A 14,688-nucleotide genomic window follows, 5' to 3' on the forward strand; every position below is an offset into this window, starting at 1 on the left:
AAATCGGAAGAAACATAGATAGAATAAGGGAGGATTGTTTTTTATGATTTCCGTAGGAATAGAAGCTATAAATGCTTTTGGTGGAATGGCATACCTTGATGTAATGGAACTGGCAAATCATCGGGATTTGGACGCTCCAAGATTCAAGAATTTATTGATGAAGGAAAAAGCGGTGGCATTGCCATATGAAGATCCGGTTACTTGCGCTGTGAATGCAGCAAAACCAATCATTGATTCTTTATCTGAAAGTGAAAAAAACCGGATTGAGCTAGTGATTACCTGTTCGGAATCCGGTATTGATTTTGGAAAATCAATGAGCACCTATATTCACCATTACTTGGGATTAAATCGCAATTGCCGTTTATTCGAGTTGAAGCAAGCCTGCTATTCTGGAACTGCAGGTCTGCAAATGGCGGTAAATTTCATTTTGTCCCAGACTTCTCCTGGAGCAAAAGCATTGGTTATTGCAAGCGACATTTCACGGTTTTTGGTTGCTGAAGGTGGAGATGCACTGACGGAAGACTGGTCCTATGCAGAGCCTAGCGGTGGTGCTGGGGCTGTGGCGGTATTAGTTAGTGAACAGCCCTATGTATTTCAAGTTGATGTAGGTGCAAACGGTTATTATGGCTTTGAGGTTATGGACACATGCCGTCCTATTCCAGATAGTGAAGCCGGCAATACAGATTTGTCTTTGATGTCCTATCTCGATTGTTGTGAACAGACATTTCTGGAATATCAAAAAAAGGTTGCTGGAGTGGATTATAGGAATACTTTTAACTATCTTAGCTTTCATACTCCTTTTGGAGGAATGGTTAAGGGAGCCCATCGCACTATGATGAGAAAAATGGCTAGAGCAAAGCCTGATGAGATTGAAGCAGATTTTGAGATGCGTGTAATGCCAGGAGTAATCTACTGCCAACGGGTAGGCAATATAATGGGGGCTACGGTACTTCTTTCTTTGGCAAGTACAATTGATAAAGGTAATTTTGATACTCCTAAGCGGATTGGATGTTTTTCTTATGGATCCGGATGCTGTTCGGAATTTTATAGTGGAGTTGTTACGAAACAGGGACAGGAACGTTTGCGCCGCTTCAATATAGAAAAAGAACTGAATGAACGCTACCAACTATCCATGGAAGAATATGAACATTTATTGTTGGAGAGTGGAACGGTAAAATTCGGAACTCGAAATGTCAAGCTGGATCTGGGATTGATTCCGGGTGCCCTGGATAAAAGCCGTGGAAAACAGAGGCTTGTGCTAGAGGAAATCCGGGAATTTCATCGTGAGTACAGGTGGATATAATGAACTATCAAACGATAAAAGTCAATTTCCAAAACAAGATATGTTACATCCAGATCTATCGTCCGGATGAGAAAAACACAATAAATGAACTTCTGATAGAAGAGTGTCATGCTGTTCTGGATCAGTGTGAGGAATCTATAAACATTGTAGTGTTGGAAGGCCTACCGGAAGTGTTTTGCTTTGGGGCAGATTTTCAGGACATGTACGCAAAATTGTCAAGCGGTCAGCTGGTCGAACCCAAACCGGAACGCTTGTATGATCTTTGGTTGCGATTTGCCACTGGTCCATACATAACGATTTCACACGTCAGGGGAAAGGTAAATGCCGGGGGGGTTGGGTTTGTTGCTGCCAGTGATATTGTGCTCTCGGATATGACTGCCCAATTCAGCCTGTCTGAATTATTATTCGGAGTTTTCCCAGCAGCAGTCTTGCCTTTTTTAATTAGAAGAGTCGGGATTCGTAAAGCTAATTATTTGACGCTTATGACCCAACCGTATTCAGTGCAACAGGCACTTGAATGTGGGATGGTTGATGCCTGTGATAACGATAGTCAAGCATTGCTTCGAAAGCACCTACTTCGTTTAAGACCGCTGTCTAAAAAAGCGATCTTAAGGTATAAAAGGTATATGGGCAGGCTTGATGAGACGCTTGAACTGTCCAAACAATTAGCTGTTGAAGCGAATAAAGAAGTGTTTTCTGATCCGCAAAACCTTGAAGGCATTCGCAGGTACGTCGAAAAAGGAATATTTCCTTGGGAGAACTGATTAAGTGACGGAAGTATACGGTCCGCGCTTCAAGTATTTGAACGTTCACCAAGAGCGGCTGTTTACTGCCGTCAATATAGCTATTACCATTCATCGTCTTTAGTAAGATTTATTTATGCTCATCTACTTTTGTTCGTTTGGAATGATACCTTTATAAAGGAGAATACCTTGAGAATATTTGCTATTTCTGACATACATATAGATTTCCCTGAAAATTACAATTGGCTTAAGCAAATATCCTGCGAAGACTACAAAAATGATATTTTGATTCTGGCAGGAGACATTTCTAATCAGATCATACACATAGAGGAGACTTTTACAAGCTTAACTGCAAAGTTTTTAAAAGTTTTTTATGTGCCGGGGAATCATGATTTATGGGTAGTGAAAAATGAATATTCTAATTCCATGGAAAAGCTTAGAGCTATAGAAATAATAGCACAACATACAGGCGTTATTATGGAACCATATAGTATGGAGAACGTTTTGATTGTTCCGCTACTTGGGTGGTACGATTATTCATTTGGTAGCCCTAATCAAGAAATTCTAAGTAATTGGGTAGATTTCATCGCTTGCAAATGGCCTTTTGGAAATGATGTAGTCCAAATTACGAAGTATTTCACAGACCGAAATCATATCTCTATGCAGAAGGGCGATAGATTTATCATATCATTTTCTCATTTTCTTCCGAGAATAGACTTAATGCCTTACAATATTCCCACGAGTAAACAATTTCTCTATCCAGTACTCGGAAGTGTGTTGCTTGATAAACAGATACGTGAATTGGGATCTGATTTACATATATATGGACACAGTCATATTAACAGAAAAATATGGAAAGATGGAATTCTTTATATTAATAATGCCTATGGGTATCCTTATGAAAAAAGTTACACGCATAGAAAATTATTGTGTGTGCATGAAATTTAGTAAACATGTGTTTTCATGTAATAATTTTTGCGGGAAGGCATGGGAGTAGACATAATGAATCCGTATATTGGGGAAATAATTGTTGTAGATTCGGATAGTGCACTCTATAAATGTAGTGTTTGTTTTTGTAACTATTCTTATATCGTGGGACATTGTGAAGCGAAATCATTTCTCCATGTTGAGGAGTTAGAGTATTTTAATAAGTTGAAATTTGAAAATAGAATAAAAAGTTACCTGATCGGAAGATATGTAGCTAAGCGAGCTTTTTTACATCAAACTAGCGAAAATAGCTTACAACATGTATATATCAAAAGTGGAGTTTTTGGTCAGCCTGTGTTTGGAAGTCCATTTACGCATAATTTGCAGCTTAGTATAACTCATAGTGGTGATATGGGAGGGGCAATAGTTTTCCCAGAATCATGTCCGATGGGCATAGACATTGAGTGTATTTCAAATGTCTCTCGAAGTGGATTTATATCGCAAATCACTAACTCTGAAAAAAGTTTGATTTTCAATTCGCAGTCGGAAAATAGAATGAATGAATCTGGCGTTCTTGCAATAATATGGTCTGCAAAAGAGTCTCTTTCAAAAGTATTAAAAACGGGATTGACCGTGCCATTTGAAGTGTTGGAGATAAGTGATATTACAAATGTAGGGGACTATTATATTTGCTATTATAAGAATTTTATCCAATACTATACTCTTTCTACTTGCAAAGATGATTATTTATTGTCAATAACTTATCCTAAGAATCTGAAATTACAAAATATCGAACATGTTATTAAGGGATTTCATGAGTCTGTGGAAAGTGTAAGATGATGTGAATAATAGAATGTCCATGAATCAAGTTTATCATCCATTATTGTAGGCATGTTTATGTCATGAGTTTGTGACAAAAACATGCCTACATTCGTTTCTAGGGACATCATCATATCAACATACCTCAATTTTCCATCAATGATCTGCTACATCTAAACTGTTATATAAAGAAAAATGAATATCTCGAAGAACAGTATTATTACGTGTGTAACAGACATAGCTACATAGCTCAAGGAATATTGCACAATTGAAGGGCAAGCCTTGCCGCTGATGGTCAGGCTTGCCTCTCTTGTCATAATGGAATGGGATACCGATGATTTTTTTACTCTGGAATGGTACACTAGGTAAGATACACTTCAGAACGGTAAGGAAAGAGAGTGAATAGAGAATGAAATCATATTTGGCATTATTGCAGGATATTTTGGATCATGGCGTGAAAAAAGAAGATCGTACAGGCACAGGTACGATTTCCGTATTTGGTCGCCAGCTTCGATTTGACCTAAATGAAGGATTTCCACTCGTAACGACGAAGCGTCTGCATCTTCGTTCGATCATCCATGAGTTGTTGTGGTTCCTTAGCGGCGATACGAATATCGGCTATTTGAAGGAGAACAAGGTAACGATTTGGGATGAGTGGGCGGACGAGAACGGCAATCTTGGTCCTGTATACGGCTCGCAATGGCGGAACTGGGAAACGAAAGACGGTCGTACGATTGACCAGATCGCGAATGTGATTGAGCAAATTAAGACGAATCCGGATTCCCGCCGGTTGCTCGTATCCGCGTGGAATGTAGGTGAGGTCGATCAGATGAAGCTGCCTCCATGCCATTATTCCTTCCAATTCTATGTGGCAGATGGCAAGTTGAGCTGCTTGTTGAACATGCGCTCTGTGGATACGTTCCTTGGTTTGCCTTTCAACATTGCAAGCTATGCGCTGTTAACGCATATGGTGGCGCAGCAATGTGATTTGGAAGTAGGCGAGTTCGTCTGGAGCGGTGGAGACGTTCATATTTACTCGAATCATCTGGAACAGGTGAATACGCAGTTGCAGCGCGATCCATTGCCGCTTCCGAAGCTGGTCATTAAGCGCAAGCCAGAATCAATCTTTGATTACCGCTTTGAGGACTTTGAGTTCGAAGGCTACGAATATCATCCAGCAATCAAAGCGCCTGTCGCTGTGTAATCGAAGGTTGTTGTGCAATAACGCGCACGAATATTACATTCGACTTCTGTGACTCTGCTAAGAACGATCGAAGGAGGAATTGAAATTGTCGATTACGATGATATGGGCGATGGACGAACAACGGCTTATTGGCAAGGACAATGGAATGCCGTGGCATCTACCGAATGATATGAAGTTTTTCCGAGAGAATACAAAAGGCAAGACTGTTGTGATGGGACGCAAAACGTATGATTCGCTGAACGGAGCACTGCCGAAACGGCGCAATCTTGTCTTGACGCGCAACCCAGCGTGGCGTACAGATGACGCTGAGGTGATCTCGGACATCACTTCCGTGCTTGAGCTTGCTCAAGATGAAGAAGTGATGATTATTGGCGGAGCCCAAATTTATAATTTGTTTATGCCGTATGCGGACAAGCTGCTTGTTACGCGAATCGCGCAGACATTCGAGGGCGACGAGCATTTCCCAGAATACGATGAGCGTGTATGGGAGCTTGAGTGGGAAGAGTCAGGAATCGTTGATGAGAAGAATGAATACGATCATCTGTTCCAATCTTTTGTACGCAAAAAATAATTGAGATCGTAAATGTGTTGATGTGCTATTGTGTGAAGAAATGCAAATGATTTGTTCATGACTCCATTGGAATATAGGCGTAAATTGAGTAGGATAGGTTGAAAAACATGTCGAAGAGTGCAATGAATGTCTGCATGAAAATCCATGAAACCGCAACAAAAGAATGACCTATCGACCTTACTCATACAAATATACGGATGGACGGATGGAGGAAATCGCATGTCAACACCTACTGGATTTATGGAGTATCGCCGTCAGATTCCGGCTGATCGCGATCCATTGGAACGGCTGAAGGATTGGGAAGAGTTCCATAAGCATTTAAGTGAAGAAGAGCTTCGCACACAAGGCGCCCGCTGTATGGACTGCGGAACCCCATATTGTCATACAGGTATTGAAATGACGGGAGGAACATCAGGCTGTCCTGTGCACAATTTGATTCCAGAATGGAATCAGCTCGTGTATCGAGGGTTATGGCAGGAGGCACTTGAGCGCCTGCATAAGACCAATAACTTCCCTGAGTTTACAGGGCGTGTATGTCCTGCACCATGTGAAGGCTCTTGTACGGTAGGGCTAATTGGACAGCCAGTTACGATTAAGACAATAGAAGAAGCTATCATCGAACGAGGATTTGAAGAGGGCTGGGTGAAGCCCGATCCTCCAGCTCAGCGAACAGGTAAGCATGTGGCTGTTGTAGGATCAGGTCCTGCTGGCCTAGCTTGTGCCGCGCAATTAAATAAAGCCGGCCATTCCGTAACCGTCTTCGAACGTTCAGATCGTCTTGGTGGCCTCCTCACGTATGGGATTCCAACGATGAAGCTGGAGAAGCAAGTTGTAGATCGCCGTATTCAGCTATTGGAGGCGGAAGGCATTCAATTTGTGACGAATACGGAAATCGGCAAGGACATCCCAGCTGATCAGTTAGTTGCCTCTCATGATGCGGTAGTTTTATGCGGAGGCGCAACGAAGCCGCGTGAGTTCCAAATAGAAGGAAGCAATTTGCACGGAATCCACTATGCGATGGATTACTTGAATGGTACGATTAAGAGCTATCTTGACTCCAATCTGGAGGATGGTCAGTATATTAATGCCGAGGGCAAGGATGTGATCGTCATCGGAGGCGGAGATACTGGAACAGATTGCGTTGCAACTGCGCTCCGTCACGGGTGTCGCAGTGTTACACAATTTGGTACGCATGCGAAGGCTCCGCTAGAACGAGATGCAAGTACAAATCCTTGGCCGCAGTTCCCGAACGTCTACACGCTGGACTATGCCCATGAGGAAGCCAAAGCCTTATATGGCAGAGATCCTCGTGAATTCTCCATCATGACAACGAAGTTCGTCGGTGATGAAGATGGACAGGTGAAGGAACTGCATACGGTGCAGATTGAACGGATTGTCGATGAGACTGGACGGAAAATTTATCAGCCGATTCCCGGTACGGAACGCGTATTCCCGGCCCAACTCGTGCTGATTGCGATCGGCTTCGATGGGCCGGAACAGACCATTGCAGGGCAACTCGGACTGGCAACCGATCGTCGGACGAATGTGAAGGCCGACTATGGCAAGTATGCGACGAATGTAGGTAAAGTATTTGCCGCAGGAGATATGCGCCGTGGACAGAGTCTCGTCGTATGGGCGATCAATGAAGGACGAGAGGCTGCAAGAGAAGTCGATCGATATTTGATGGGAACTACACTATTGCCTTAAATGTGAAAGTAGTGAATAATAGAACATAGTAACGTTAGTAAGAAGCTGCGCTTATTCTCACATGCGCGGCTTCTTCTGTTGTGTATGGAAAGAGGTGGTAGGATGAAGACACTTGTCGTGGCTGAGAAGCCTGATATGGGACGCAACATCGCTTCTGTCATCGAGCCAAGGGGTCGTAAGCACCGGACGCATATTGAAGGGGATCACTACATTATTACATGGGCAATCGGCCATTTGCTCGGATTAGCAGAGCCGCAAGCCTATGATGCGAAATATAAACGATGGAACTTCTACGATCTGCCGATTCTACCGAACAGCTTCAAGATTGTGGCGGAACGCCGCACGAAGGATCAGTTGAAAATGATCGGGGAGTTGGCGAAACAATGCGATACAATCGTGAATGCATGCGATGCCGGGCGCGAGGGGCAATATATTTTCGCCCTAATTCAACAGCACTACAAATGGAAACAGCCCGTTAAGCGCTTATGGATATCCGACCTGACAGCAGACACGATTCGCCGAGGATTCGGAGAGATGAAGGGTGCAGAGTATTATGAAGGGCTTACAGCTGCAGCAAGAGCCCGAAGTCAGGCAGATTGGATTATTGGGATGAACGCTTCTCGCGCCTTTACAACGAAGCACAAGGCACTATTGTCGGTTGGACGCGTTCAGACACCAGTCCTTGCGCTTATTTATGACCGGGAGCAGGAGATTGCGGCGTTCCAATCCGAATCCTATTATGAGGTTACAGCTGTATTTCAGCAGGGAGATACAACTTATAAGGGAACTAGACAGGGCGATCGAATTACGGACGAGCAAAAGGCGACTGAGATTGCTGACAAAGTGAGAGGGAAGAGCGGACGAATTGCCGATTACCAGATCAAAGAAGGCAAGGAGTATCCGTACAAGCTTTATGATTTAACACTGCTGCAGCGGGATGCTAACGCGCGTTTCGGATTCTCGGCAAAGAAGACACTGGATATAGCTCAAGCATTATACGAGAAGCACAAGGCGATTACGTACCCGCGGACGAACTCGAACTATGTGACGGAGCAAAATATTGGGGGCATGCATCAGGCGCTCAAGATGCTAATGAGTATGCCGGGTTATGCGGACTTGGCGGCGCAAGCAGAACCGAGTCGGGTTCATAAAAATAACCGCAGCGTGTGCAACCCAGACAAAGTTGAGGATCACCATGCCATTCTGCCAACGACGAAGCGCCCGGGCACCTTATCGCCTGAAGAAGGCAAAATCTACGACTTAATCGTTCGTCGCTTGCTGGCGCACTTCTATCCAATTGCAGAGTATACACTTTATACGGTGTTAACCGAGGTCGAGCAGGAATCATTCAAGACGAGCATGAAGCAATGGCGAATACGGGGCTGGAAGCTCCTATATGATCATGATAAGGAGAAGTCCCGCACTAAGCGCTCGAAAAAGAAAGATGAGGATGAAGGGGATTCTCAATCATCCTCGGATCAAGTAGAGGAACTTAACGATACGGAGCAGTTCAACCTGGACAAGAATCAGCCTGTGCATTGTCGCGAAGCGGAGATGGCTGCCAAGGCAACACAGCCGCCAAAGTCTTATACAGAGGGCACATTGCTGAAGGCAATGGAAAGCGCAGGGAAGCAGCTGGACAATGAAGAGCTGCGTGAAGTAATGAAGGATGCAGGGCTGGGAACCCCTGCGACGCGGGCGGCGACAATTGAACGGCTGAAGCAAGTCGGATATATCTTGATGACTGGCAAACGTCTTACACTCGCAACCAAAGGTAAGACAGCTGTTGAGCTGATTCGCGGGGCAGGGGTACATCTTCTAACCTCACCAGAGATGACAGGGCAATGGGAGAGACGATTAACGCAGATTGCCAGAGGAGAGGCATCGGAAGATGTATTCATGGAAGCTGTGCGCAAGTTCACGCTTCATGTCATTGATTGTGTCGGCAAGCAAAGCCCTGTATCAGCCGAAGTTCTTGCATTGATCGAATCGGACAAGTCATCCAAGGGGAGAGGCAAGCCGCAAACCAGCGCCAAGACATCGAAGAGTTCCAAAGTGAAGGGTTCGGCGACGCAAGCTTCTGGTTCTAGCCGCTCATCAGAAGGAAGCGGACAACATGCAGCACCTGAAACCTTCGGCATATGTCCTCGCGAAGGCTGTGGCGGTACGATAATTGAAGGGCGCAAGGGGTTCGGCTGTTCGAACTATAGGCTAGGCTGCAAGTTCGTTGTGTGGAAAAAGCAGTTGGCTACAGGGAAGACGATATCTCCGGTGATGATGCGCGAGCTATTGGAGAAGGGAAGCACGAAGAAGCTTAGCTTTACCAGAGGAAATGCAACGGTGAAAGGAAGATTGGTTCTAGCCAATCGATCAACTGGGGATTTGAAAGTGGTTGAAGAATAGCGGAACACGAATATTCGTTTCTCCATTAGAAGCATACATGAAGAAGCCATATGCCCGCCCCATAGGGTGGAAACGAGACAGCATGGCTTCTTCATGTTGTGTTCCGAATTGAACTTGGGTCTGCTTGATCTAGCTCAGCTTGGAGGTGAGCAGCCATTCCTCGATAACACGAGGTACGTCAGCAAGCTTCTCTAAAGTGTACAGCGCTCCTTGGGGCTCGATCTCAATGTCAATGACGTTGTAGAGCCACTCATTCGGACGCTTTAAATAAATGACATGAAGTCCAGCTAAGAGGCCGGGTTGTACATCTGTCCGTACGGAGTTGCCGATCATCCATGTATTGGCAGGTGAGAAGCCTTGCTCCTTCACAATCTCTGCTAATGCTTCAGCTGTCTTATGCTGACGAATAAAAATGCGATCTCCGAAGTAGGCGGACAGCTTCATTTGGTCAATCTTGCGCTGCTGGATAACAGGCTCACCGCCTGTATACAGGTACAATTCATGACCTTGATCACGAAGCAGTTCTAGTGTTTCAACCATTCCTGGATAAGGCTCAATTTCCATGTCATACACGCTAAGTCCGAGCTTCCAGAGCTGTTCCTTCTCCTCATCAGAGGAATCTCTGCCTGTCAAGTTGCACAAGTGGTTGTACGTTTCAATGAAGGAACGAGGGAAATGCTCGCTCTGAAACCCGTTTTTCTGTACGCCAGCGATGTCGAACTTAGATTGGACGGACTTGATTTCTTGCGCGCTCATGTTCGATGAGTTGAACCAAGTCGTCATCGTATCCAAAAATTGATGAATGACAATGTCAAAGTATTTGTTGCAATAAATGAGCGTGTCGTCCATGTCGAACAGTATTGTTTGTTTTGGCATTGATGTAGTCAATGTGATTTCCTCCTTGCGCCTTTCAGACATGACAAGCGTGAGGAGGATAGCGATAACCTTCCATTACGCATACTTTGTCAGTCGTTACAATTGTACTTGCACATAATCTTCTAGAAATACGGACAAGTCGGACAACCCTTCCCGACGAAGGGCGATGGATTCCGAATCGCCGTCCCAATAGGTACGTATGTATCCAGCGGATCGAAGAACGGCCAAATGATGCTTCACGGTTCCTTTGGATAATGAGAGATGCTGTTGGATATCAGCGAATGAGCGTGAACCTTGACTAACGAAACGCAGCAGCTGCAGCCGTTCTTGGTCAGCAAGCGCTTGCGTCATGCGAAGCAGGCTGTGAGACGGCACGCAATCATCTTCAGCGGGCTCGTCAACCGCGTACAGGACAAGCAGCTTGTTCTTAAACGTGCACGTATTGTTCATCGGACGATAGTGCCACATTGGAGCAAGAATGCATTCGCGAATATGATTCTTCTCATCACGAATGACGATGCCATTCGTTGCAACTTCGACAACTTCTTCTGGAGTTATTTTGCTCATTAAGAGCCGCTTCTCATCCGCATCTTGCAGCAAAATAGGCTCCCATTGCGGCAAGGTGTGCGAGATGTAATGCTCATACCAGCATTTCAATGCGGGTACATAATATCGTTGGCAATCCTCTCTGGTGAGCGAAATGTCTAGCAGGCCATACTGCTCCTGAACATGCTTCCATTGCTGATCAGTTGTCTGTTCCAGATGCTCGATGTACCCTGTAATATGACTGCCGCCTGTATATTCAAGCGCTATAGCATACAGCATGTCATAATCCGTTAGTGAATAACGCTTCACCTGACGAGCATGCTCCTCCCATTCACTGGGCATCATTTGCTCTGCTTGACGTACCCACGTCATGCCGTTGTCAACATTGCGAATCCATTTGCGGTGTACAAATAGCATGAAGCTTCCAATAAGTTCATATACCGATGAACAGTCGATACGAACATGATAGGTCATGCCTGCGTAGCCTCCTTGGTAATGACAATGAGTGTCTACATTTATTATGAATTGTATTGCATAGCATTGTCTACTATAATTGTGAAATGTTCATTTGATAGAGATAAATGGGGAGGTTTAAGAATGGCATCTTGGCGGAACACGACAGATTCCCCAACTTGGAAATTTATAATTCTGATTATTGTTGTTATGATTACAGGTCTTAGTCAGGGGTTATTGCTGCCCTTACTTACGATCTTCTTGGAGCGGATGGGGGTTCCATCCGATCTGAATGCATTGAATGCTACCGCCCTCTACTTAGGGGTATTCTCCATGATGTTCCTAGTAGAGCGGATACTTATTCGGCTTGGCTATAAGAAAATGCTGCTTGCCGGTATGGTGTCGGTTACGATCGCACTAGCGTTATTTCCGTTCTTCCCGAACATTTGGGTATGGTTCGTTCTGCGAATTGTTGTTGGTCTAGGTGACAGCGCGCTGCATTATGCGACACAGCTGTGGGCCGTGTCAGTCAGTCCAGCGAATCGACGGGGAAGAAACATCTCCCTATATGGGATGGCGTATGGGGTAGGCTTCAGCTTCGGGCCATTAGGCATTAATTTGTTGTCTATCCATGATTCAGCACCGTTCATCGCGATTGTTCTCCTGTTCCTCATTGTTATGGCAATTGTATATGTGAAGCTGCCAAATGAAGAAGCTGCGATGATGAAGGACGGATCGAGACCGGAGAAACGCTATCGCCGTTCCTACCAATGGGCCTGGTTCGCTCTGATGCCAGCATTCCTATACGGTTACATGGAAGCCTCGATGAATAGCAACTTCCCTGTATACGCGCTTCGTCTCGGCATGGAACAGCATTGGATATCGTATTTGCTTCCATTCTTCGGGATCGGGGGACTTATTCTGCAGCTGCCGTTAGGCATGCTTAGCGACCGCATCGACCGCAAAAAAGTATTGATGGCATGCGGTATCTTAGGGGGATTAGGGTTCCTTATCATCCCGTTTGTGGGTACGAACATTTGGGGAATTCTCATTATGTTCATGCTCGTTGGAGGCTTGGTTGGTTCTTTCTTCTCATTAGGACTCGCGTATGCAGCAGACATATTGCCTAAGGAATATTTGCCGTCCGCTAACGTGATTGCATCCATTCACTTCAGCTTAGGGAGCATCATTGGGCCGAATTTAGCGGGCATTGGGATTCAATACGTATCAATTGGGAGCATGTTCTACTTGCTCGGGGCTTGGTATATTGGATTCTCACTACTCGGCTTCATCTTCAGACGGCGCAATAAAACGCTTGCAAGTTAGGGGCTACCTTCCTTACACTAAGAGTACATGTTCGTGAACCGCTGCGCACATATAAATAGTCTCTCGCAGCAAACAAGCAGCGAACTGCCATTGTCGGAATGGAGAGGAGTCTTGACGGTGATTAGAGTAGATCAGTTAGTGAAGCAGTACCCTCCTGAACAGAAGGTATTGAAAAATATTAGCTTCGAAGTGCAGCCGGGCGAGTTCATTGGTGTAGTAGGTGCGAGCGGCAGCGGGAAGTCGACACTGCTGAAATGTTTGGCGCTTCAGGAGAGATGGACAAGCGGCAAATTTATCGTTGACGGTGTGGATATCTTCGCGCAGCAGTTGAGCGGAAGACGGAAGGTGAAGCGGGAGTTCGCCTACTTGGAACAGAACCCAGTGCTGTCGGACAATCGCAAGGCATTGAAGAACGTCTTAATCGGACGCTTCCATCAAACTCCGCTATGGAGAATGGCTACCGGAATGATACGCTCAGACGACTACATGGGGGCAATGGATACCATTGAACAGCTTGGCCTATTGGACAAGGCCCATAAGAAGTGTAGTGATCTGAGTGGTGGGGAGAAGCAGCGGATTGCCATTGCCAGGGCGCTTGTACACGGAGCAGACGTGCTGCTTGCAGATGAGCCTGTTCTCGGACTAGACCCGCAATCGGCTGAATCTGTATTGTCGACATTTCGAGACCTGTGCACGAAGCAGCGCAAGATCGTTATTGCGGTATTTCATCAGGTTGAACTAGCAGAGAAATTCGCTACACGATTATGGGGACTTCATGACGGCACTATCGCAGTCGATGTGAAGGGCAGACGGCTTCTTCAATCAGAGAAGGCTCTCATATTATAATGAAGATTGGGAAAAAGTAAATAGGCAATTGTCACGCCATCTCTTATGGATGCATATGTTGTAAGGTGGGGGAAGAACGTTCTTTTCTCTCCGAACACTCACGCATCCGTAGGAGGTGGCTTTATTTATGCTGTATCCATTGCCGATTCCGATCGAGCCTCATGTTATTCGCAAGCCGAACCTGGAGGTGTACGTTCCTGTCGTTGTGGATCCGAAGCATCCACAAGCGGCGGAGCGTATGAATCATACCATACAAAATCAGGTCAGGGAATTAATTCGAACTTCCGGCTATGAGGAAGATCCGAAGAATATTCAGGTTCAAGGTTGGTACGAAATCAAATTAAACGAAAGAGGATACCTTAGTCTTACTTTAAGTGTATATGACTATCCCTATCATGCAGCCCATGGGATGACCTATCAGCGTGGGTTGACCTTTGAGACAGAGACAGGCAAGCTGATAAAGCTATCTGATTTGTTCAAGCCGGGGGCCCCTTACGTAGACGTGTTGTCTAAGCATGTCGCCGCACAGATTAAGACGCGGGATATCCAGACGCTAGAGCCATTCAAGTCGATTCGTCCGGATCAAGATTTCTATATGACGGATAAATCGCTCGTTCTCTTCTTCCAGTTGTACGAAATTGCGGCGTATGTATATGGATTTCTGTACTTCCCGATATCAGTATACGAGTTGAACGACATTAAAGCGGATAATGGCATTATAGATAAGTTGTCATACTAAGCATCGAGGTAAGCATCGAGGCTCAAATATAGTACGAAGCATGTGTGCTGAGCAAGGAGGAAGTTTCTTTCCCAATGAATCATCGCTTTGTCACGGGTTTGTCACCATTAGGTGACTCTTTTTTTTTATAATGAGAGAGTATGCCTGTGAATAGGCTACAAAGACGAAGAGTAATGTGTTTCGACGAAAGAACGAATAATAGAAGCAACAAAGGAGGAATGGCAT

The 14,688-nt window shown here is 45.2% G+C and carries 13 protein-coding genes; 11 read left to right on the forward strand and 2 right to left on the reverse strand.

What is annotated here, in order from left to right; genetic code table 11:
• Positions 1–43: 43 nt before the first annotated feature.
• From PBN151_RS07230 to PBN151_RS07265, 8 genes are all read left to right on the forward strand, one after another.
• The gene (locus tag PBN151_RS07230; protein WP_072728425.1) at positions 44–1,303 is read left to right on the forward strand and encodes a hydroxymethylglutaryl-CoA synthase family protein; all 1,260 of its coding nucleotides are present in this window, start codon (positions 44–46) and stop codon (positions 1,301–1,303) included.
• Positions 1,303–2,067 carry an enoyl-CoA hydratase/isomerase gene (locus tag PBN151_RS07235; RefSeq protein WP_072728426.1) on the forward strand — a complete coding sequence of 255 codons (765 nt, stop codon included), beginning with the start codon at positions 1,303–1,305 and terminating at the stop codon, positions 2,065–2,067. The genes PBN151_RS07230 and PBN151_RS07235 overlap by 1 nt, the downstream gene beginning before the upstream one ends.
• A gap of 168 nt (positions 2,068–2,235) precedes the next feature.
• A complete protein-coding gene (locus PBN151_RS07240; protein WP_072728427.1) occupies positions 2,236–2,994 on the forward strand; it encodes a metallophosphoesterase in 759 nt (252 codons plus the stop codon).
• A 54-nt stretch (positions 2,995–3,048) separates the two neighbouring features.
• Positions 3,049–3,813 (forward strand): 4'-phosphopantetheinyl transferase family protein, encoded by a 765-nt coding sequence (locus PBN151_RS07245; RefSeq protein ID WP_175560641.1) that lies wholly within the window; start codon positions 3,049–3,051, stop codon positions 3,811–3,813.
• Positions 3,814–4,201: 388 nt separating this feature from the next.
• On the forward strand, positions 4,202–4,996 hold the full coding sequence (thyA, locus tag PBN151_RS07250) for a thymidylate synthase (RefSeq protein ID WP_065291672.1): 795 nt from the start codon (positions 4,202–4,204) through the stop codon (positions 4,994–4,996).
• An 85-nt stretch (positions 4,997–5,081) separates the two neighbouring features.
• The gene (locus PBN151_RS07255; protein ID WP_072728429.1) at positions 5,082–5,567 is read left to right on the forward strand and encodes a dihydrofolate reductase; all 486 of its coding nucleotides are present in this window, start codon (positions 5,082–5,084) and stop codon (positions 5,565–5,567) included.
• A 219-nt stretch (positions 5,568–5,786) separates the two neighbouring features.
• Positions 5,787–7,274: a glutamate synthase subunit beta gene (locus tag PBN151_RS07260; protein WP_021253880.1), complete on the forward strand. Its 1,488-nt coding sequence runs from the start codon at positions 5,787–5,789 to the stop codon at positions 7,272–7,274.
• Between the two features lie 102 nt (positions 7,275–7,376).
• Positions 7,377–9,677, forward strand: a complete 2,301-nt coding sequence (locus tag PBN151_RS07265) for a type IA DNA topoisomerase (protein WP_072728430.1) — start codon at positions 7,377–7,379, stop codon at positions 9,675–9,677.
• A 129-nt stretch (positions 9,678–9,806) separates the two neighbouring features.
• On the opposite strand, the gene PBN151_RS07270 is transcribed toward PBN151_RS07265, so the two are convergent.
• On the reverse strand, positions 9,807–10,565 hold the full coding sequence (locus tag PBN151_RS07270) for an HAD family hydrolase (protein ID WP_227774464.1): 759 nt from the start codon (positions 10,563–10,565) through the stop codon (positions 9,807–9,809).
• Between the two features lie 84 nt (positions 10,566–10,649).
• Positions 10,650–11,573, reverse strand: coding sequence for an ArsR/SmtB family transcription factor (locus PBN151_RS07275; RefSeq protein ID WP_072728432.1), 924 nt, complete (start codon positions 11,571–11,573; stop codon positions 10,650–10,652).
• A gap of 123 nt (positions 11,574–11,696) precedes the next feature.
• Between PBN151_RS07275 and PBN151_RS07280 the strand changes: the two genes are divergently transcribed.
• From PBN151_RS07280 to PBN151_RS07290, 3 genes are all read left to right on the forward strand, one after another.
• Complete coding sequence (locus PBN151_RS07280) at positions 11,697–12,878, forward strand: MFS transporter (protein WP_021253876.1); 1,182 nt, start codon at positions 11,697–11,699, stop codon at positions 12,876–12,878.
• Positions 12,879–12,995: 117 nt separating this feature from the next.
• The gene (locus PBN151_RS07285) at positions 12,996–13,724 is read left to right on the forward strand and encodes a phosphonate ABC transporter ATP-binding protein (RefSeq protein WP_072728434.1); all 729 of its coding nucleotides are present in this window, start codon (positions 12,996–12,998) and stop codon (positions 13,722–13,724) included.
• 127 nt (positions 13,725–13,851) lie between these two features.
• Positions 13,852–14,463 carry a DUF3298 and DUF4163 domain-containing protein gene (locus tag PBN151_RS07290; protein WP_072728435.1) on the forward strand — a complete coding sequence of 204 codons (612 nt, stop codon included), beginning with the start codon at positions 13,852–13,854 and terminating at the stop codon, positions 14,461–14,463.
• Positions 14,464–14,688: the final 225 nt, after the last annotated feature.

The organism is Paenibacillus sp. NAIST15-1 (genome assembly GCF_001894745.1).
GTDB classification, from domain to species: domain Bacteria; phylum Bacillota; class Bacilli; order Paenibacillales; family Paenibacillaceae; genus Paenibacillus_B; species Paenibacillus_B suaedae.